Origin of the sequence: Brachybacterium squillarum M-6-3 (genome assembly GCF_000225825.1) — a bacterium.
GTDB lineage: Bacteria > Actinomycetota > Actinomycetes > Actinomycetales > Dermabacteraceae > Brachybacterium > Brachybacterium squillarum.
Window position 1 is genome coordinate 383,217 of the sequence record NZ_AGBX01000001.1, and the last position, 17,196, is coordinate 400,412.

The window sequence follows — 17,196 nt, forward strand, 5'->3', positions numbered from 1 at the left end:
GGTGGACGGACTCGTCCCGGGGCGATGGCGCGGCGCGCACGACGTCGGGCGCGCAGACGTCGACGGATCGACGCCGCGCACGGCGACGCCACATCTCCTCCCATCCGGACTATTACCGTCGGCCCTGGAGTTCCACCAGGTCAACCGACTCCCGAGGGAGCCGGGTCGCGGACTGTCACCGCCGGTTCAGACTTTCACTGACCCCGGAGAATGTGGTTCATTCGCGGCCACCGTAGCACTGCGGTGCGAGGGCGCGGCGGCTCAGGCCGGCCCGCCGCCTAGGATCAGGTACCCGGCGCAGAGGGCCCCGACGGCGAGCACCGCGCCCGTGGCCAGCAGCATCGGCCAACCGCCGCGGGAGAGCACCCCCTGGCCGCGCAGGGAGCGGTGCGCCTGCCGGTAGCCGGTGGCTGCGAGCGCGTAGGCGAGCACCGCGAGGGCGGCCCCGACCACGCCGACCACGACCGCCGCGGGGCCCAGCTCGCTCATGGAGAACCGCATCGCGAGCAGGGAGGACACCCCGAAGGCGAGGCAGGTGCGGCGCCAGGCCAGCAGGGTCCGCTCGGGCTGCAGGCCGGGGTCGTAGACGGCATCGGGCTCGGGCCGCGGGGGCTGACTCACAGGTACAGGCCGATCCCGAGCAGCACCGCCGCGAGCACCACCCCGACGACCAGGATCCCGCCGACGGCCAGGCCCGGCAGCGGGGTGCCGCGGCGCAGGGACGTCTCGGTGGCCTTCCACCCCAGCCACGCCTGCACGGCGGCGAGGGTGCCGAGCACCATGAACACGATCGCCGCGGCGATGCGCCAGCCGGGCTCGGCGGAGATCGGCAGGGCCTCCAGCGCGAAGGCGCCCGCGTACATCGCCAGGGCGGTGCGCAGCCAGGCCAGGAAGGTGCGCTCGTTGGCGAGACTGAAACGGGGGTCGGGCTCCTCGCCCTCGCGGTAGACGGAGGCGGGGAAGCGGCGGGGCGCGCTCATGGGGTGCTCCTTCGCGGGGAGACGGTGCGGAAGCCGGCGTTGCCCATCGAGGAGTCCGGGGTGTTCCGGGACCTCGCGGCGTTGCGGTAGCGGTTGCAGTAGGAGGCGTGGCAGAGATAGCTGCCGCCCCGCAGCACCCGGGTACCGCCGCCCTCGGGACCGGTGGGATCGGTGATGGTGGTGCGCGCGGCGGCGGTGGTGCCGCGACGATAGGACTTGGGGTGGAAGCCGTCCTCGCACCACTCCCAGACGTTGCCCACGCTCTGCCACAGCCCATATCCGTTCGTCGCGAAGCTGCGCACGGGCGCGGTGGTGAGGTACCCGTCCGCGCCGGTGTCGCGACGGGGGAACTCGCCCTGCCAGACGTCGACCCGGTAGGGCGGCTGGTCGATGGGCTCCTCGCCCCAGGGGAAGGTGGCGCCCTCGATCCCACCACGGGCGGTGTACTCCCCTTCGGCCTCGGTGGGCAGGCGACGTCCCGCCCAGGAACAATAGGACTGCGCGTCGTGCCAGCTCATGTGCACGACGGGATGGTCGTCGAGACCGTCGAGGTCGGAGCGGCGACAGCCGGAATGGCGCCAGTCGGCGCCGCGGACGCCGCGCCACCAGGGGGTGCCGGCGGCGGGGCCCCTCACGTCGGCCTCCTCGGCGGCGAGCGCCAGGTGGAAGACGGCGGAGAAGCCGAAGCGCTCGGCCTCGGTGCGGTAGCCGGTGTCCTCCACGAAGCGGGCGAAGTCGGCGTTGGTGACGGTGGTGACGTCCACGTCCAGGGCGCTGATGGCGACCCGGTGCAGGGGCGTCTCCCCGTCCCCGCGGTTGCGGTGCCCGGTGGCGTCGCCCATCGTGAACTCCCCGCCCGGCACGTGCGCCTGCTCGATCCGGCGGCGCTCGGCGGTGTCGGTGGGAGGGGCGTCGTTCGGCGCAGGCGAGGCATCCCCACCGAGCGCGGAGGCGGGTGCGGCGGAAAGCTCCAGCGACTGCCGGTCGGGCGTCCCGCAGCCGCAGCCGGTCCCCTGCTCCTGCACGTCGCCTCCTGCATCCTCGCCGCGGCCCGGCGACCTCCCCGGGCGCCCTGCTCAGCCTATCCAGCAACGGGCCCCGTCACGTTCGTGCGGGTATGGGACGGGGGCGGCGGGGGCGAGGCCGGCGGCGGGGGCTCCTCGCGTATCCGCCCGCGCCGCGAGGAGGCCCACCCCTCCACGGATGGGACGGAAGGTCACGGAGAGGTCACGGCGCATCTCGGACGTAGGCACCCCGCGGCCCCGCTCCTACCGTTCCGGACAACCCGTGCGACGGAGGACGGGCTCATCCCACCCACCCCGCGAGGGAGTCTGCATGAGCTACGTCCCGCCCGCCGACCTCACCACCCGCATGATCGACGCCGGTCAGAAGAAGGTGCTGCTGCCCGCCCGGGACACCGTGATCCGGGCGATCATGGCCGGCGGCATCCTCGCCCTGGCCGCGGCCTTCGCCATCACGGTGACCACCCAGACCGGGCAGCCCCTGGCCGGGGCACTGCTGTTCCCCTGCGGCTTCGTGCTGCTGTACCTGATGGGCTTCGACCTGCTCACCGGCGTGTTCACCCTGACCCCGCTGGCGCTGCTGGACAGGCGCCCGGGCGTGACCTTCGGCGGGGTGATGCGTACCTGGGGCCTGGTGTTCCTCGGCAACCTGATCGGCGCGATCATCGTCGCGGTGCTGATGGCCATCTACGTCACCTACGGCTTCTCCACGGAGCCGAGCCCCGTCGGCCAGGCGATCGGGGAGATCGGCCACGGCCGCACCGTCGGCTACGCCGAGCACGGCGCCGCCGGGATGCTCACCCTGTTCGTGCGTGGCGTGCTGTGCAACTGGATGGTCTCCACCGGCGTGGTCGCCGCGATGATGTCGGACTCCGTGACCGGCAAGGTCATCGCGATGTGGTTGCCCATCATGCTGTTCTTCTACATGGGCTTCGAGCACTCCATCGTCAACATGTTCCTGTTCCCCTCCGGCCTGATGCTCGGCGCCGACTTCACGCTCGGCGACTACCTGGTCTGGAACGAGATCCCCACCGTGCTGGGCAACCTCGTGGGCGGCCTCGTCTTCGTCGGCCTGCCGATGTACCTCACCCACCGCCGCCGCGAGCCCGTCGCCCCGGCCGGCACCCCGGATGCGCCCGCCGCCTCCCGTCCGGCACCCGCCCCGCGCCCCGCCGAGCCGGCCCTGGCCCGCACCGCCGACGCCGCCCCCGCCGGCGCCTGAGCCCGGCCCGACACCGACCCGCACCACCGCACCGAACCCGGAGCACCCATGCCTGAGACCCTGCCCCCGCCCTACCCCTCCTCCCTGCCCGTCCCCTCCGATCGGCGGATCGTCGTGATCGGCGCCGGAATGGTCGCCCACCGCTTCGTGGAGAGCCTGACCAGCAGCAGCGAGGAGTCCTTCATCCTCACCGTGCTGGGCGAGGAGGGCCGCCACCCCTACGACCGGGTGGGCCTGACCGGCTTCTTCGAGGGCAAGGACCACGAGGAGCTGGGCCTGGACACGGCGCCCTTCGCCGACCCCCGGGTGCGCTTTCTGGCCGGCGACCCGGCCGTGCACATCGACCGCGAGGCCCGCCGCGTCACCACCGCCACCGGGCAGAGCCTCCCCTACGACACGCTCGTGCTGGCCACCGGCACCTCCGCCGTGCGCCTCAAGCTCACGGGCGCGGACCTGCCCGGCTCCTTCGTCTACCGCACCCTGGGCGACCTCGAGGAGATGCGCGCCTTCGTCGTACGCCGCAGCGCCGAGCTCGGCCGCCCCCTGGTCGGGCACGTCGTCGGCGGCGGCCTGCTGGGGCTGGAGGCCGCGGGAGCCCTACAGGGCCTCGGGGTGGATGCCACCGTGGTGCAGTCCAGCGACCGCCTGATGTCCGCGCAGCTCGACCTGCCCGCCGGGCAGGCACTCGGCCGCCTGATCGGGGCGAAGGGGATGCGGGTGCGCACCCAGTCGCGCACCTCGGCGCTGACGGCCGCGACGGACGGCGCGGTCAGCGGGATCTCCTTCCGCGGCGGCGAGCACGAGGCCAGCGACGTCGTCGTCTTCACCGTCGGAGTCTCCCCCCGCGACGAACTGGCCCGGGACGCGGGACTGGTGTGCGGGGAGCGGGGCGGCGTCGAGATCAACGCCCGCTGCCGCACCAGCGACCCGGCGATCCTCGCGATCGGCGAGGTGGCCAGCTTCGAGGGGCAGTGGGTCGGCCTGGTCGCCCCCGGCTACGCGATGGCCGAGGTCGCCGCGACCGGCCTGCTGGGCGGCGAGGGCACCTTCGACGGCTTCGACTCCTCCACCAAGCTCAAGCTGCGCGGCGTGGACGTCGCGAGCTTCGGCGACGCCTTCGCCACCACCCCGGGCGCCCTGGACGTGGTCTACTCCGACCCCGTCGCCGGGGTCTACAAGAAGCTCGTGCTCTCCGACGACGCCCAGACGCTGCTCGGCGGCATGCTGGTGGGCGACGCCTCCGCCTACGGGGCGCTGCGGCCGCTGGTCGGCGGGAGCCTCGGCGGGGACCCCGCTGCCTACCTGATGCCCGAGGGCGGGCTCGCGGCGCCCAGCGGGGACCTGCCCGACGAGGCGATCGTCTGCTCCTGCTCCTCGGTGAGCGCCGGCACCATCCGCCACGCCGTCCGCGAGGGCGGCTGCGAGGACGCGGGCGCCGTCAAGGCCTGCACGAAGGCGGGCGCCACCTGCGGCTCCTGCACCGTCATGGTCAAGGGCCTGGTCACCAAGGAGCTCGCGGCGATGGGACGCACTGTCTCCGACGCCCTCTGCGAACACTTCCCGATGTCCCGCCGCCAGCTCTACGACGCCGTGCAGGTCTCGGGCCTGGACACCTTCTCCGCCGTGTTGGAGCGCTTCGGCCGCGGGCGCGGCTGCGACACCTGCAAGCCGGCCCTGGCCAGCATCCTCGCCCTGCTCGGCGGGAAGCACGTGCTCGACGGCGGGAACGCCGCCCTGCAGGACACCAACGACCACGTGATGGCGAACCTGCAGAAGGACGGCACCTATTCGGTGGTGCCGCGGATGGCGGGCGGCGAGGTCACCCCCGCGGGCCTGATCGCCATCGGCCGCATCGCCGAGGACTACGGGCTGTACACCAAGCTCACCGGCGGCCAGCGGATCGACATGTTCGGCGCCCGCCTGGAGCAGCTGCCCGAGATCTGGGGCCGCCTGGTCGAGGCGGGCTTCGAGTCCGGCCAGGCCTACGGCAAGGCACTGCGGACCGTGAAGTCCTGCGTCGGCTCCACCTGGTGCCGCTACGGCGTGCTGGACTCGGTGGGCATGGCGGTGCGCCTCGAGCTGCGCTACCGCGGCCTGCGCTCCCCCCACAAGCTCAAGGTCGGCGTCTCCGGCTGCGCCCGCGAGTGCGCCGAGGCCCGCTCGAAGGACGTCGGCGTGATCGCCACCGAGAAGGGCTGGAACATGTACGTCGGAGGCAACGGCGGCTTCACCCCGCGCCACGCCGAGCTGCTGGCCGAGGGACTGGACGACGAGAGCCTGATCCGCGCCATCGACCGCTACTTCATGTATTACATCCGCACGGCGGACCGGCTGCAGCGGACCGCTCCCTGGTTGCAGGCCCTCGACGGCGGCATCGAGGGTCTGCGGGAGGTGGTCTTCGAGGACTCCCTGGGGATCTGCGCCGATCTGGACGCCCAGATGGCCACCCACGTGGAGGGCTACGAGGACGAATGGGCGGCCACGCTCAAGGACCCGGAGAAGCTGCGCCGCTTCGGCTCCTTCGTCAACGCCCCCACCACCCCCGACCCGACTCTCGCCTACGTCCCCGAGCGCGGCCAGGTCCGCCCCGCGAGCGCCGCCGAGCGTGCCGACGGGGGCGTCCTGATCGCCGGCACCACCCTGGAGGTCCGCCGTTGAGCACCACCGACCTGTCCCCCACCGTCGGCGCCGCCGAGGCCGCAAGGGCCACCGGCACCGAGAGGGCCGTGTTCTCCTCCCCCGGCCGAGCCCCCTCCACCGACGCCGTGGTGCGTTGGCTGCGGGTGTGCGAGCTGGGCGACCTGGAGGTGGAGCGCGGTCGCGCCGCCCTGCTGGACGACGCCCAGGTGGCACTGTTCCTGCTGGTCGACGGCACCGTGCGGGCCGTCGCGAACCTCGACCCCTTCAGCGGGGCGCAGGTGATCTCCCGCGGGATCGTCGGCAGCCGCGGGGCCGCCACCACCATCGCCTCCCCGATGTACAAGCAGATCTTCGACCTGCGCACCGGGCACTGCCTCGACGCCCAGGGCAAGGACCCCGTGCATCTGCGGGTGTGGCCGGTGCGCATCGAGGGCGAGGACGTGATGCTGGGCCTCGAGGCCTGACCCCGGCTCGCCCACCCGACGCCGCGCACGCTCCACCTCCTCACGCCCCTCGCCCCTCGCCCCTCGCCCCTCGCCAACGAGCGTCACGTCTGTGTCGCTGTTCCGGAGGAAGCGTCACGTTCGTGTCGGATAGGGCTTCTCCATCCGACACGAACGTGACGCACCCCCGCTGGCGCGGGCCGAGTGGGGGTGCGAGCGGGTTCGCGGGCGGCGCGGGAACGCCTCAGCGGACGGTGAGGACGAGGCGGCGCAACGTCTCAGAGTCCGCCCGGAGCCCTGCGAACGTTCCGTCGGGGGCGCCCGTGGCCCAATCACCACCGTCCGGCGGCGCAGCGTAGCGGGCATCGGCGACGGCGGAGGCGAGGCGGGCGGCGGCCGCGCGATGCTCCGCGGTGACCCCCGTGCGGCCGGTCGCGGACTGGTCGAGCAGCGCATCGAGCGCCGCCCGCGGTGGCAGCGCGGGATCGCGGTGCAGGTCGAGCGGGGGGCGTCCCCAGCGGCCGGTCCAGCCCAGCCAGGTCTCGGCACGGGAGCGTCGCCGCAGGGCGCCGTCGAGGTCCTCCCAGGCCAGCTCCCCGGCGGCGCGGCGGCGGCGTTCGGTTGCGGCGGACGTCGGCTCCCTCGCACCGTCCGCCGGCTCCGCCTCCAAGGCGTCCCACCGGGCGAGGCGGGCGGCCTCGCGGGCACGGCTCCGGAACACCCCCAGCGCGGCCACGGCAGCGACCAGGAGGACCGTGAGGCCGGCCAGCAGGATCCCCCGGCGCGCTCCGCTCGTGCTCGCCGAGCCCACGACCTCGTCCTCCGTGCCGGTCGGACTGCTCGTCGTGGTGCTCTCCTCCTCGGCGCTCGGCGTCTCCTCCTCCGTGGTGACCTCCGAGGTCTCCTCCTCCGCCGCCTCCGTCTCCTCGTCCTCGTCCTCGTCCTCGTCCTCGATGGTCCAGGCCGGGGTGCTGACGCCGTTGGCCGCCGCGGCGGGGGTGGGCTCGAAGCGCACCCAGCCGTGCTCGGGCCCGAACCACACCTCGGGCCAGGCGTGGACGTTGTCGGTCGTGACCACGCGGTCCTCGCCCTCGGTCTCCCCCGGGGTGAAGCCGATGGCGACCCGCGTCGGGTACCCCTGGGAGACCATCATCAGCGCGAAGGTGGCGGCGAACTGCTCGCAGTAGCCGACGCGCTCGGCGAGGAAGGAGTCGAGCGGGTCCTCCCCGGCGGGCGTCGTGGCGGTCAGCGAGTAGGCGAACTCGCTGCGGAAGTACTCCTGATAGGAAAGGGCGGTGTCGTAGGCGGTGGTGGCGCCCGCCTCGGTGGCCAGCAGCTCCGCGAGCTCGGTGGCCGTCGCGGGCACCTCCTCCGCCTCGACGTAGCCCGCCTCCAGCGGTTCGGCGAGCTCCTCCGGCTCGACCGCCCGCAGCTCCCCGGCGGTGGCGGGGTTCGCGGTCGCGACCACCATGAACGGCTCCGGCAGGGCATGGGTCTCGCCGCCCACGCTGACGCGGCGCTCCTCCATCCCCTCCAGCAGGGCGGACTGGGTCTTGGGGGAGGCGCGGTTGATCTCGTCGGCGAGCAGCACGGTCACCGCGGTGCGGGTGGCCTGCGGCGTGCCCTGCACGACGGCGGCGACGGCATCCATCACCTGCTCAGCCTCGGCGGCGATGGCTCCCGCGGTGGCGGCGTCGAGTGCGACGCCCCTCGCCTCGGGCTGCGGCACGCCGTCCGGTGGGGGTCTCGGTCAGGGGGTGGGCTACCTGCGGCTCCTCGGGGTCGGGGACGAAACGGCCGGGCGGAGGGCCCCGGGACCCGCGGCCGCCCGACCCGGTCAGGGTACGGCGTGCCCGGGCTCGTCCTGCGCCCCGCCCGCAGGCTCCTCCGGGGCCCCGGTGCGGATCCCGGCACCGCTCGTCCCGGGACAGGAGCGTCCCCGTACCTATGCTGAGGTCGACGGCGGTCTCCCGCCGTTCCCTTCCTGGTCCTCGTCAGAAAGCTCCTGACATGTCCTCCTTCGTCACCTTCGAGAAGTCGGCGCTTCGCGCGATCCGCACCATCCTCGGTGTGACCGGCGCCTTCGCCCTGATCATCGGCCTGCTGATCCTGATCTGGCCGGGCAAGACCGCCGGGGTCGTGGCCGGCATCGTCGCCGTCTACGCGGTCATCACCGGTCTGCTCTACATCACCGCCGGAGTGTTCTCCAAGGGCGCCGGCGGCTGGTCCCGCGTGGGCCACGTGGCCCTCGGCGTGCTGTTCGTGGTGGCCGGCATCCTCGCCTTCTCCAACCTCACCCTCACCACCGCGAGCCTGGCGATCTTCGTCGGCATCTTGGTCGGCCTGCTGTGGATCTTCGAGGGCGTCGTCGCCCTGACCACCGTGGGCGACTCCTCCTCCAAGGTCGTCTCGACCCTGTTCGCGATCGTGAGCATCCTGGCCGGCGTGCTGCTGCTGTTCTCCCCGCTGTTCGGCGCGGTCATCCTCTGGTGGCTGCTGGGCGTGGCCCTGGTCGTGCTCGGCGTCGTGAACATCGTGCGCGCCCTCGCCTTCGGGCGCGGCGCGGCCCGGAGCAGCCGCAACCTCTCCTGACCCCCCGGGGCCCTCGTGGCCCCTCGCACCCGACGGGGCGGCGATCCCGCAGCGGCCGGGTCGCCGCCCCGTCCGCGTCGTACCCTGATCCCGTCCCCGCCCGAGCGCGAAGGAGCCCCCATGCCGTCCCGCACCGCCGCCCCGGCCACCGTGCCCGTCCGCGCCGTTGCGCGTGAGGTCGAGGGGCGCCTGATCGCCCCACTGCCGGAGGAGTCCAGCGCCGCGCTGCCCTCGCGCGGCCAGGTCGCCGTCACCGCCGCCGTCGACGGCACCGTGCGGACCCTGGTGGTGGAGCCCGACGGCCGCAAGGGGCACTGGCTGGAGCTCGGCGCCGGGCCGCTGGCCGCCCTGGGCCTGGAGGCCGGGGACACGCTGGAGCTGGAGCTGACAACCGGGGCGGACTGGCCCGAACCGGAGGTGCCCGCGGACCTCGCCGCCGCCCTCGAGTGCGCTGAGGACGTGCAGGACACCTGGGCGGACATCACCCCGATGGCCCGCTGGGAGTGGGTGCGCTGGGTCGGCGCCACCCGCAGCGAGGACACCCGGGCCCGCCGGGTCGAGGTCTCCCTGGACAAGATGCGCCACGGGAAGCGCCGCCCCTGCTGCTTCGACCTGGCCTCCTGCACCGACCCGGAGCTGGCCCGCAGCGGGAAGCTCATCGACCCGTCCTGAGCCCGCCCCGGTCCCGCCAGGGGTCACGACTCGATCTCTTTCGTGACTTTTCAACAAGATCCGGGCTCGTTCGTCGGTTCCCCGCCCTACGGTGACACCGTCAGCAGCGCGGCGATCCCGGCTGCGACGTGCAGGTTCCGGCCCACACCATCCCCCTGGTGGGCCTCTGCGGGCGATGACGTCCGCAGTGTCGATCGTGCGTCCTCGCGACGCCGCAGCCGCTATCCCCCAAGGATTCCGTCATGTCCCAGTCCGATCAGCCCGGCCAGCCCGGCACCCCCGATCCCCAGCTGCCGCAGCACTCCCCACCGCCCTCCGCCCCGCAGTACGGCACCCCCGAGCAGGGCCAGTTCACCGCCCCGCCCGCCGAGCCCCCGAAGAAGAAGGGCAAGGGCAAGTTCATCGCCGCCGGCTGTGGTTGCCTGGCCCTGCTTGCCATCGGCATCGCCGGGTGCACCGCCGTGGTCGCGATGAACGGGGACGACGAGACCGATGCGTCCGCGGAGACCACCGCGGTGAGCGAGGAGGGGACTGAGGAGACCACGGAGGAGGTCACCGAGGAGCAGGCCGCGGAGGAGGACCAGCCGACCGAGGAGGAGGTGACCGAGGAGGAGGCAGCCGAGGAGGACGTCCCCAGCGACTACGCCTCGGCTCTCACCCAGGCCCAGTCCTACTCGGACACCATGTACATGTCCGAGCAGGGCATCTTCGACCAGCTCACCTCCGAGTACGGCGGTCAGTTCTCCGACGAGGCAGCCCAGTACGCGATCGAGAACGTCGACGCGGACTGGAACGCGAATGCCCTCGCCTCCGCCGAGAGCTACTCGGACACCCTCCACATGTCCCAGGCGGGCATCTTCGACCAGCTGACCTCCGAGTACGGCGAGCAGTTCACCGAGGAGCAGGCCCAGTACGCCGTCGACACCATCGATGCCGACTGGAACGCGAACGCCCTGGCGAAGGCCAAGGAGTACCAGGAGACGATGGCGATGTCGCCCGACGCCATCCACGAGCAGCTCACTTCCGAGTACGGGGAGCAGTTCACCCAGGAGCAGGCCGACTACGCGATCGAGAACCTCGACTCCTGACGACGGAGCCCTCGGCCCCGCCGACGGGACGAGGACGGGGCGGACCGGGAACACTCCGGGTCCGCCCCGTTTCCGCTCCCTACCCCCTGAGGTGATGTGTCTCAGGTCACAGAATCCTCGTGTGACGAACCCTCGGGACGCGACGTCCTCATGATGTCCGTACTTCCGATCCGGCAATCCCGCCGGCGCGATTCGAAGGAGTCATCATGGCGAACACTCCCATCCCCCAGACCGGTTCCCAGCAGGAGCGCGAGGCCGCGAAGCAGCAGGCCGAGCAGGAGAAGGCCCAGCAGCAGGCGCAGCAGGAGCAGAAGCAGGAGCGCACGCTCCGCGGCCCGCTGCAGACCGAGCAGGGCATCACCACCCTCGAGGACACCGTGGTCGCGAAGGTCGCCGGCATGGCGGCCCGTGAGGTCCCCGGCGTCTACGACATGGGCAACGCCGCGCGCCGCGCATTCTCCGCCGTCACCGACCGGATCCCGAACTCGCAGACCAACGTCGCCGGCGGCATCAGCGTCGAGAAGGGCGAGACCCAGACCGCGATCGACGTGACCGTGGTCGTCGACTACGGCGCCTCCATCGTCGAGGTCGGCAACGCCATCCGTCGCAACGTGATCGACCAGGTCGAGGGCACCACCGGCCTCGAGGTCATCGAGGTCAACATCAACGTGGTGGACGTCCACCTCCCGCAGGAGGACGAGGGCAGCAGCAACGGCTCCTCCAACTCCTCCGCGTCCTCCAGCCGCAACGACAGCCTGAAGTGATCCGTGTGATCGGGGCGGGAGCGGCATCGCTCCCGCCCCGATCCCTCTGACGAGGAGTTCTCATGAAGACATCGCACTTCGCCCTGCTGGTCGGCCTCCTCCTGGGTGCCGTCCTCGCTTTCGGCAGCTTCAGCCAGTTCTTCCTGGTCCTGATCTTCGCCGCCATCGGCCTGGCCGTGGGCATGACGATCGAGGGCCGGATCGAGATCCGTGGCCTGACCGACCGCTGGAGGAACTGACCATGACCGCCCAGTCGGCTCCGGCTCCCGTCGCCGGCCGTGCGGGGCATCGTCAGTCCGCCCCCGCCGAGAACCGCGGCACCACCAAGGTGCCCGCCAAGGTGGTCGCCCGTATCGCTGAGCAGGCCGCCTCCGAGGTCCCCGGCATCGGCGCCGCCGCCGGTGGCATCCTCGGCATCGGGGCCCGCCGTGACTTCGACGCCCGTCCCACCGTGACCTGCGAGCTGTACGGCCACACCGCGGTGCTGCACCTCGACGTCGGCCTCGGCTTCCCCACCCCGCTCGGTCCCGCCCTGCAGTACCTGCGTAAGCACGTGACCACGCGGGTCGAATCCCTCACCGGGCTCCAGGTCGGTCGGCTCGACGTCGACGTGTCCTGGATGCACGCGGAGGAAAACACCAGGAGGCAGCTGCGATGAGCTCCATGCCCGACTCCCTGACCCGGCGCCCGCCGCGCACCGTCCCTGCCCTGGTGACGGGGATCGTGCTGCTGGCGCTCGGCGGCCTGGCCGTCTGGATCCTCGGCGTGCGCCTGATCGAGGGCACCTGGCCCGAGCAGGTCCGCTCCGGCATCGAGACCCTCGCGGGCGTCCGCATGGACGCCGTCGGCGTACTCGTCACCGCCGGGGTGATGGCCCTGCTGGGCCTGATCCTGCTGCTGGCCGCCATCGTTCCCGGTGACCCGACCAACCGTCGCGTCCTGGAGGACGAGATCCCCGGCGAGACCGCGGTCTCCACCCGGGACATCGCCCGCCGCGCCCGCACCCGCATCGAGCGGGTGGACGGCGTGCAGTCGGTGGCCGCCCGCGTGAAGGGCAAGACCCTCGACGTGCAGGTGTCCACCCCCATCGACGACGCCGAGGGCGTGCGCCACCGTTCCCTGGCGGCCGCCGACCTCGCCCTCGCCGAGCTGCGACCCACCAAGACCCTGCGTGCCCGTGTCCGGGTGCGTCGGACCCGCTGAGAGGAGACGACCATGCGCACCATCTCCGGTCCCCGCAACCGCGTCGTGCTCGTGCAGCTGGGCCTGCTGCTCCTGCTCGGAGCGGCCTGGCTGATCTCGGCCTCGACCCCCCTGGCCGAGCAGTGGCCCTGGGCCCAGGACGTGCTGCCGCACGCCACCTCGACCCTCGGCCACCTCGCCACCGTGCACCAGGCCTGGCTGCTCCCCGTCGGGGCGGTCCTCGCGGTGCTCGCCGCCCTGCTGGGCATCGCACTGCTGATCTCGCAGGTGCCTTCGGCCCCCTCGACGCGCGCCCTGCGCGTCACCGACGAGCAGGACCACCTGCTGGGCACCGTCCAGCCCGAGGTGATCGAGCGGGCCCTGGTGGACGTCGCCGAGGAGACCGCCGGCGTGCAGTCGGCCACCGTCCGCATCGGCGGCGCGGCCTCCGCCCCCTGGGTGCAGGCCGAGGTCGCCGTCTCCGAGGAGGCCGAGGCCGGCTGGGCCGCCGAGGCCGTCCGCCGTCGTCTCGCCGAGGACCTGGCCACCGTGCTGGGCACCTCCCCGCAGCGGGTGGACCTGCTGGTCCGACTCCGCTCCGGCGGCGCCCCCAGCAGCGCCCGGCTGGACTCCCCGGCCCGGGAGGCGAGCGTCCCGGCATGACCGATCAGCCCGTCGTCGACGAGCGCTCGCTGGCGTTGCGGGCACAGGACGGGGACATCGAGGCCTTCGAGAGCCTGGTGGACCGGTCCCAGGGTCGCCTGTTCCGCATCGCCTACATGGTGGTGCACGACCGGGCGGACGCCGAGGACGTGGTGCAGGAGTCGCTGGTGCTGGCCTGGCGCCGGCTCCACCTGCTGGACGACCCGGCCGCGTTCGGCGGCTGGGTCGCCCGCATCTGCAGCCGCACCGCCACCGACCTGGTGCGCCGCCAGGCGCGCCGGGCCACCGATGCCGCCGAGCACCAGGACCTCGACCTCGCCGCCGAGCCCGGGGAGGCCACCCTCGGTGGCTCCGCCGGGTCCGGCTCCCGCGATCCGGCCCGCACCGCCGAGGTCAACGCCCAGATGGAAGCCCTCGCGGGCATCCTCACCACCGTCGACCCCGAGCTACGCGCCTGTTGGGTGCTGCGCGAGATCGACGGCATGGCCTACAGGGACACCGCTCGCGCCCTGGACGTGAGCGAACAGACCGTCCGCGGACGCATCTCCCGCGCCCGCACCCAGATCGTCGACCGCATGGAGGAATGGAGGTGAGCATGGTGCACAGCGAGCAGAGCGACCGCAGGCCCGGCACCGGCTCCCCGGAGACCGAGGACGACGTCGCCACGCAGCGTTACCTCGACCTGATCCGCTCGGCCCACCGCGAGTGGGGCGAGCTCGAGCGCTCGGGGGATGCCTCCGTGCAGCTCTCCGAGCAGGCCCGCAGCACGATCCGCGAATCGGTGCGCGCCGACGTGCGCCACGGGGCGCAGGTGCAGATGCCGCCGACCGCCTCCGGCCCGTACACGATGTCCGAGTACGCCCTGCGCGGTCTCGTCCGCCGCGCGGTCGACCAAGTGGACGGCGCGTTGGCGCTCAAGGCCCGGTTCGAGCATGATGACTCGGGTCGGGGCCTCCGCGAACGCGGCCTCCCCACCCGCGTGATCTGCCGGATCTCGGCCTCCATCGAGTGCCGTGACCTGCAGGACCTCGCGGACCGCGTACGGACCTCCGTGCGCGAGGCCTTCGCGGAGCAGGTGGAGCTGCGCGATCCCGTCGTCGACATCCACATCGAGGATCTGCATGAGCAGCACGTGCGCTGAGTTCGACGCCGCCGACCTGATCGGCGTCGTCTGCGCGGTCCCGGGAGTGCGGGGCATCGAGGCCGGGGTGGCCTCGGCCCTGCGCACCCTGGACGCGCGCGTCCGCCGCACCGGGGGCGCCCGCTCCCGATACGGCCTGGTGCTGGATCGTAAGCAGGGAACGGTCACCGTGGAGGTCTCGCTCCTGGCCGACATCGCCGTGCGGAAGGTCGTGGCGGCGATCCAGCAGGCCGTGCAGCAGGCGCTGGACTCCGAGTCCTCGCAGGTCTGGCAGGTGCTCGTGCGCGTGCAGTCCATCGCCGCCCCCTCCGCCTGAACCGTCCGGCTCCGGCCCGCGCGGGGCGCGCACCGGGTGCCCGAGGATCGCTGCTGCGCGCCGGCCCGGTCGCCACCCGCGACCCAGGAGCGCCCGTGGAGACCACCCCTGCCCCCTCCGATGCCGGCGGAGCCACCTCCGCTGCCGGGGTCATCGCCGATTCCACGGCGACCGTGATCGGCGCGATGATCGTGGCGCCGATGCTGATGCCGATCCAGGCCACGATGCTCTCCACGGTGCTCGGCGACCGCAGGAACCTGATGCTCTCCGCCGCGATGGTCGTGGCGGGAGCCGCCACCGCCATCGGTTACCTGCTGGGCATGATCACCCCCACCGACGTCACCTCCGCCACCAGCTCCCAGGTGGCCGGGCGCACCCGTCCCGAGCTGATCGACCTGCTGGCGGCCCTGGCCACCGGGCTGGTCGGCTCGATCGCCCTGATCCACAAGGACATCGCCGACACCCTGCCTAGGGTGGCGATCGCGATCTCCCTGGTGCCGCCGCTGAGCATGGTGGGGCTGACGATGGAGTCCGGCGCCTGGGGTGAGGCCGGTGGCGCGATGCTGTTGTTCGTCACCAACGTCACCGCGATCATGGCCACCGGCATCGTGCTGATGGCCGCCTACGGCGTCCAGCGGGTGCCGGTCCTGCACCCCACCGAGCCCGGGGAGCGAGGCGTGAACCGACGCGCCGCCGTGCTCATCGTGGGCGCGATCCTGGTGGCCGTGGGCGTGCCGCTGACCGGCTCCAGCATCGACTCCACCGCCCGCGCGCTGCGGGAGAACACCCTGCGCAGCGTCGCCGGGGAGTGGGTGGCGGACACCGAGTGGGAGGTGCTGGAGGTGCGGGCCGACTACGGCGGCTCCACCATCGGGGTGACCGGCGCCGAGCCGGAGCCGGACACGGCGGAGCTGGAGACCCTGCTCGAGGAGGAGGGCGTGGACCCCACCACGGTCGAGGTGGTCTTCGTCCCCACGGACACGGTGTAACTGGGCGAGGAGTGACTCCTCCCCCGCACCCTGGACGGGCGGAGGGACTCAGGCGCCGGTGCCGGGGGCCAGGTAGGTACGCAGCGAGTCGAGGTGGTCGGCGGGGGTGAATCCGGTGGCCTCGATCTTCGCGAGGTCCAGCACCGAGTGCCGCGGCCGCGGGGCGATCGGGGCGTCGGCCTTGTCGCGGTAGTACTCCTCGGTGCTGACGGGGGTGACCCGCTCGGGGTCGTGCCCGCTCAGGCGGAACACCTCGGCGGCGATCTGCGCCCAGCTCAGCGGCTCTCCGGAGCCGGTGAGGTCGTAGGTGCCCGGTGCCGCGTCGCTGCTCAGCAGGTGATCGATGCCGGCGGCGATCTGCTCGGTGAAGCTGAGCCGGCCGATCTGGTCGTCCACCACGGAGGGGTCGATGCCGCGGCCGGCAAGGGAGGCCATCGTGCGCACGAAGTTCCCGCCCTCCCCGATCACCCAGCTGGTGCGGACGATGAAGTGCCGCGGCAGGCTCGCCACCAGGGCGTCCCCGGCGGCCTTGGTCTGGCCGTAGACGCCGAGCGGGCTGGGTGGCTCCTCTTCCGTGTGGACCTCGGCGGTGCCGTCGAAGACGTAGTCGCTGGAGACGTGCACGAGCCGCGCCCCGGCGGCGCGGGCGGCCTCGACCAGGGCGGCGACGCCGGTGACGTTCACGGCCCAGGCCTCGCGACGGCCCTCGGGGGTCTCGGCGGCGTCGACCGCGGTGTGGGCGGCGGCGTTGACGATCGTGCCGTAGGGGGTGAGGTCGAAGGCCGCGAGGCTCGCCGGATCGGCGAGGTCGAGGCGGTCGCGGCCGACCACGTCGACGTCGGCGCGTCCGGCCCAGCGGGCGGCGAGAGCCCGGCCGAGCTGCCCGTTCCCGCCGATCACGAGGGTGCGGCGGGGGGCGACGGGGGTGACCTCTGCCAGGCGCGGATGGGCGAGGTCCTTGGCGGAGAGCTCGGCCTGCTCGAGCGGGATCGGCCAGGGGATGGCGGCGGTCTCGTCGGCGAGGTTCAAGAAGGTGTACTGCTCCTGGGCGGCGGCGGACCAGTGGTCGTTGACCAGGTAGGTGTAGGCGGCGGGGGCCGTGATCGTCTGGAAGGCGTTGCCGACGCCGCGGGGCACGAAGACCGCGACCTCGGGGGTGATCTCGTGCCAGTAGGTGGCGCCGAAGCTGGGGCCCTCGCGCAGGTCCACCCAGGCGCCGAACACGGCGCCGGTGGCCACGGAGATGTACTTGTCCCAGGGCTCGGCGTGGATGCCGCGGGTGACGCCTACGGTCTGGTTGAAGGAGATGTTGTTCTGCACCGGACCGAGGTCCGGCAGTCCGGCGGCGACCATCTTCTCCCGCTGCCAGTTCTCCTTGAACCAGCCGCGGCCGTCGCCGTGGACGGGCAGGTCGAGGACCAGCAGGCCGGGGATGTCGGTGGTGCGGACGGCGAGCTCGGGCACGGGTCGTCTCCTTCGGGG

20 protein-coding genes, 1 pseudogene and 1 riboswitch are annotated in these 17,196 nt (G+C 72.9%); of the genes and pseudogenes, 15 read left to right on the forward strand and 6 right to left on the reverse strand.

Annotated features, from left to right (window positions below):
• Positions 1 to 88: 88 nt before the first annotated feature.
• A riboswitch (FMN riboswitch) is annotated at positions 89 to 216 on the reverse strand.
• 45 nt (positions 217 to 261) lie between these two features.
• Genes OM98_RS01820 through OM98_RS01830 form a run of 3 tightly spaced genes read right to left on the reverse strand, consistent with a single transcriptional unit; the run spans position 262 to position 2,005 of the window.
• Positions 262 to 621, reverse strand: a complete 360-nt coding sequence (locus OM98_RS01820; protein WP_010532853.1) for a DUF202 domain-containing protein — start codon at positions 619 to 621, stop codon at positions 262 to 264.
• The gene (locus OM98_RS01825) at positions 618 to 980 is read right to left on the reverse strand and encodes a YidH family protein (protein WP_010532854.1); all 363 of its coding nucleotides are present in this window, start codon (positions 978 to 980) and stop codon (positions 618 to 620) included. The genes OM98_RS01820 and OM98_RS01825 overlap by 4 nt, the downstream gene beginning before the upstream one ends.
• Positions 977 to 2,005, reverse strand: a complete 1,029-nt coding sequence (locus OM98_RS01830; protein ID WP_010532855.1) for a formylglycine-generating enzyme family protein — start codon at positions 2,003 to 2,005, stop codon at positions 977 to 979. Before OM98_RS01830 ends, OM98_RS01825 begins: the two co-directional genes overlap by 4 nt.
• Before the next feature lie 310 nt (positions 2,006 to 2,315).
• Between OM98_RS01830 and OM98_RS01835 the strand changes: the two genes are divergently transcribed.
• The 3 genes from OM98_RS01835 to nirD are packed head-to-tail and all read left to right on the forward strand — an operon-like array spanning position 2,316 to position 6,328.
• Entirely contained in the window at positions 2,316 to 3,224 is a 909-nt protein-coding gene (locus OM98_RS01835) for a formate/nitrite transporter family protein (RefSeq protein ID WP_010532856.1), read from the forward strand.
• Positions 3,225 to 3,272: 48 nt separating this feature from the next.
• On the forward strand, positions 3,273 to 5,882 hold the full coding sequence (gene nirB, locus OM98_RS01840; protein ID WP_010532857.1) for a nitrite reductase large subunit NirB: 2,610 nt from the start codon (positions 3,273 to 3,275) through the stop codon (positions 5,880 to 5,882).
• Positions 5,879 to 6,328 (forward strand): nitrite reductase small subunit NirD, encoded by a 450-nt coding sequence (gene nirD, locus OM98_RS01845; protein ID WP_010532858.1) that lies wholly within the window; start codon positions 5,879 to 5,881, stop codon positions 6,326 to 6,328. The genes nirB and nirD overlap by 4 nt, the downstream gene beginning before the upstream one ends.
• 223 nt (positions 6,329 to 6,551) lie before the next feature.
• On the opposite strand, the gene OM98_RS01850 is transcribed toward nirD, so the two are convergent.
• Positions 6,552 to 7,778 carry a transglutaminase-like domain-containing protein gene (locus OM98_RS01850; RefSeq protein WP_245528735.1) on the reverse strand — a complete coding sequence of 409 codons (1,227 nt, stop codon included), beginning with the start codon at positions 7,776 to 7,778 and terminating at the stop codon, positions 6,552 to 6,554.
• Positions 7,752 to 8,036 (reverse strand): annotated as a pseudogene (locus OM98_RS16445) (AAA family ATPase); the annotation flags it as partial. The pseudogene OM98_RS16445 and the gene OM98_RS01850, both read right to left, overlap by 27 nt.
• 281 nt (positions 8,037 to 8,317) lie before the next feature.
• Here OM98_RS16445 and OM98_RS01855 point away from each other — a divergent pair.
• The 12 genes from OM98_RS01855 (at position 8,318) to OM98_RS01910 (ending at position 15,714) form a co-directional block, all read left to right on the forward strand.
• Positions 8,318 to 8,899: an HdeD family acid-resistance protein gene (locus OM98_RS01855; protein ID WP_010532860.1), complete on the forward strand. Its 582-nt coding sequence runs from the start codon at positions 8,318 to 8,320 to the stop codon at positions 8,897 to 8,899.
• Positions 8,900 to 9,019: 120 nt separating this feature from the next.
• The gene (locus OM98_RS01860) at positions 9,020 to 9,571 is read left to right on the forward strand and encodes a YdeI/OmpD-associated family protein (protein WP_010532861.1); all 552 of its coding nucleotides are present in this window, start codon (positions 9,020 to 9,022) and stop codon (positions 9,569 to 9,571) included.
• A 242-nt stretch (positions 9,572 to 9,813) separates the two neighbouring features.
• Positions 9,814 to 10,659, forward strand: coding sequence for an Ltp family lipoprotein (locus OM98_RS01865; protein WP_010532862.1), 846 nt, complete (start codon positions 9,814 to 9,816; stop codon positions 10,657 to 10,659).
• Between the two features lie 206 nt (positions 10,660 to 10,865).
• Positions 10,866 to 11,423 carry an Asp23/Gls24 family envelope stress response protein gene (locus OM98_RS01870; RefSeq protein ID WP_010532863.1) on the forward strand — a complete coding sequence of 186 codons (558 nt, stop codon included), beginning with the start codon at positions 10,866 to 10,868 and terminating at the stop codon, positions 11,421 to 11,423.
• A 62-nt stretch (positions 11,424 to 11,485) separates the two neighbouring features.
• Positions 11,486 to 11,662, forward strand: coding sequence for a hypothetical protein (locus OM98_RS15745; RefSeq protein ID WP_010532864.1), 177 nt, complete (start codon positions 11,486 to 11,488; stop codon positions 11,660 to 11,662).
• Positions 11,663 to 11,664: 2 nt separating this feature from the next.
• Positions 11,665 to 12,081: an Asp23/Gls24 family envelope stress response protein gene (locus tag OM98_RS01880; protein WP_010532865.1), complete on the forward strand. Its 417-nt coding sequence runs from the start codon at positions 11,665 to 11,667 to the stop codon at positions 12,079 to 12,081.
• A complete protein-coding gene (locus OM98_RS01885; protein ID WP_010532866.1) occupies positions 12,078 to 12,626 on the forward strand; it encodes a DUF6286 domain-containing protein in 549 nt (182 codons plus the stop codon). Before OM98_RS01880 ends, OM98_RS01885 begins: the two co-directional genes overlap by 4 nt.
• Positions 12,627 to 12,638: 12 nt before the next feature.
• On the forward strand, positions 12,639 to 13,268 hold the full coding sequence (locus OM98_RS01890) for a hypothetical protein (RefSeq protein ID WP_010532867.1): 630 nt from the start codon (positions 12,639 to 12,641) through the stop codon (positions 13,266 to 13,268).
• Positions 13,265 to 13,861 carry an RNA polymerase sigma factor gene (locus OM98_RS01895; RefSeq protein WP_010532868.1) on the forward strand — a complete coding sequence of 199 codons (597 nt, stop codon included), beginning with the start codon at positions 13,265 to 13,267 and terminating at the stop codon, positions 13,859 to 13,861. The genes OM98_RS01890 and OM98_RS01895 overlap by 4 nt, the downstream gene beginning before the upstream one ends.
• A gap of 2 nt (positions 13,862 to 13,863) precedes the next feature.
• Positions 13,864 to 14,409 carry a hypothetical protein gene (locus OM98_RS01900; protein WP_139017601.1) on the forward strand — a complete coding sequence of 182 codons (546 nt, stop codon included), beginning with the start codon at positions 13,864 to 13,866 and terminating at the stop codon, positions 14,407 to 14,409.
• Positions 14,390 to 14,725, forward strand: a complete 336-nt coding sequence (locus tag OM98_RS01905) for a hypothetical protein (RefSeq protein WP_010532870.1) — start codon at positions 14,390 to 14,392, stop codon at positions 14,723 to 14,725. Before OM98_RS01900 ends, OM98_RS01905 begins: the two co-directional genes overlap by 20 nt.
• A 95-nt stretch (positions 14,726 to 14,820) precedes the next feature.
• Positions 14,821 to 15,714 carry a DUF389 domain-containing protein gene (locus OM98_RS01910; RefSeq protein WP_010532871.1) on the forward strand — a complete coding sequence of 298 codons (894 nt, stop codon included), beginning with the start codon at positions 14,821 to 14,823 and terminating at the stop codon, positions 15,712 to 15,714.
• Positions 15,715 to 15,762: 48 nt separating this feature from the next.
• Here OM98_RS01910 and OM98_RS01915 read toward each other — a convergent pair whose 3' ends face one another.
• Complete coding sequence (locus OM98_RS01915) at positions 15,763 to 17,178, reverse strand: sugar nucleotide-binding protein (protein WP_010532872.1); 1,416 nt, start codon at positions 17,176 to 17,178, stop codon at positions 15,763 to 15,765.
• Between the last annotated feature and the right edge of the window lie 18 nt (positions 17,179 to 17,196).

What these genes read in the sequence shown, in the direction of transcription:
- OM98_RS01825 (WP_010532854.1), bottom strand. Translation starts at nt 980, where the DNA reads ATGAGCGCGCCCCGCCGCTTCCCCGCCTCCGTCTACCGCGAGGGCGAG.
- OM98_RS01835 (WP_010532856.1), top strand. Translation starts at nt 2,316, where the DNA reads ATGAGCTACGTCCCGCCCGCCGACCTCACCACCCGCATGATCGACGCC.
- nirB (WP_010532857.1), top strand. Translation starts at nt 3,273, where the DNA reads ATGCCTGAGACCCTGCCCCCGCCCTACCCCTCCTCCCTGCCCGTCCCC.
- OM98_RS01850 (WP_245528735.1), bottom strand. Translation starts at nt 7,778, where the DNA reads ATGGTGGTCGCGACCGCGAACCCCGCCACCGCCGGGGAGCTGCGGGCG.
- OM98_RS01855 (WP_010532860.1), top strand. Translation starts at nt 8,318, where the DNA reads ATGTCCTCCTTCGTCACCTTCGAGAAGTCGGCGCTTCGCGCGATCCGC.
- OM98_RS01860 (WP_010532861.1), top strand. Translation starts at nt 9,020, where the DNA reads ATGCCGTCCCGCACCGCCGCCCCGGCCACCGTGCCCGTCCGCGCCGTT.
- OM98_RS01865 (WP_010532862.1), top strand. Translation starts at nt 9,814, where the DNA reads ATGTCCCAGTCCGATCAGCCCGGCCAGCCCGGCACCCCCGATCCCCAG.
- OM98_RS01870 (WP_010532863.1), top strand. Translation starts at nt 10,866, where the DNA reads ATGGCGAACACTCCCATCCCCCAGACCGGTTCCCAGCAGGAGCGCGAG.
- OM98_RS15745 (WP_010532864.1), top strand. Translation starts at nt 11,486, where the DNA reads ATGAAGACATCGCACTTCGCCCTGCTGGTCGGCCTCCTCCTGGGTGCC.
- OM98_RS01880 (WP_010532865.1), top strand. Translation starts at nt 11,665, where the DNA reads ATGACCGCCCAGTCGGCTCCGGCTCCCGTCGCCGGCCGTGCGGGGCAT.
- OM98_RS01885 (WP_010532866.1), top strand. Translation starts at nt 12,078, where the DNA reads ATGAGCTCCATGCCCGACTCCCTGACCCGGCGCCCGCCGCGCACCGTC.
- OM98_RS01890 (WP_010532867.1), top strand. Translation starts at nt 12,639, where the DNA reads ATGCGCACCATCTCCGGTCCCCGCAACCGCGTCGTGCTCGTGCAGCTG.
- OM98_RS01895 (WP_010532868.1), top strand. Translation starts at nt 13,265, where the DNA reads ATGACCGATCAGCCCGTCGTCGACGAGCGCTCGCTGGCGTTGCGGGCA.
- OM98_RS01900 (WP_139017601.1), top strand. Translation starts at nt 13,864, where the DNA reads ATGGTGCACAGCGAGCAGAGCGACCGCAGGCCCGGCACCGGCTCCCCG.
- OM98_RS01905 (WP_010532870.1), top strand. Translation starts at nt 14,390, where the DNA reads ATGAGCAGCACGTGCGCTGAGTTCGACGCCGCCGACCTGATCGGCGTC.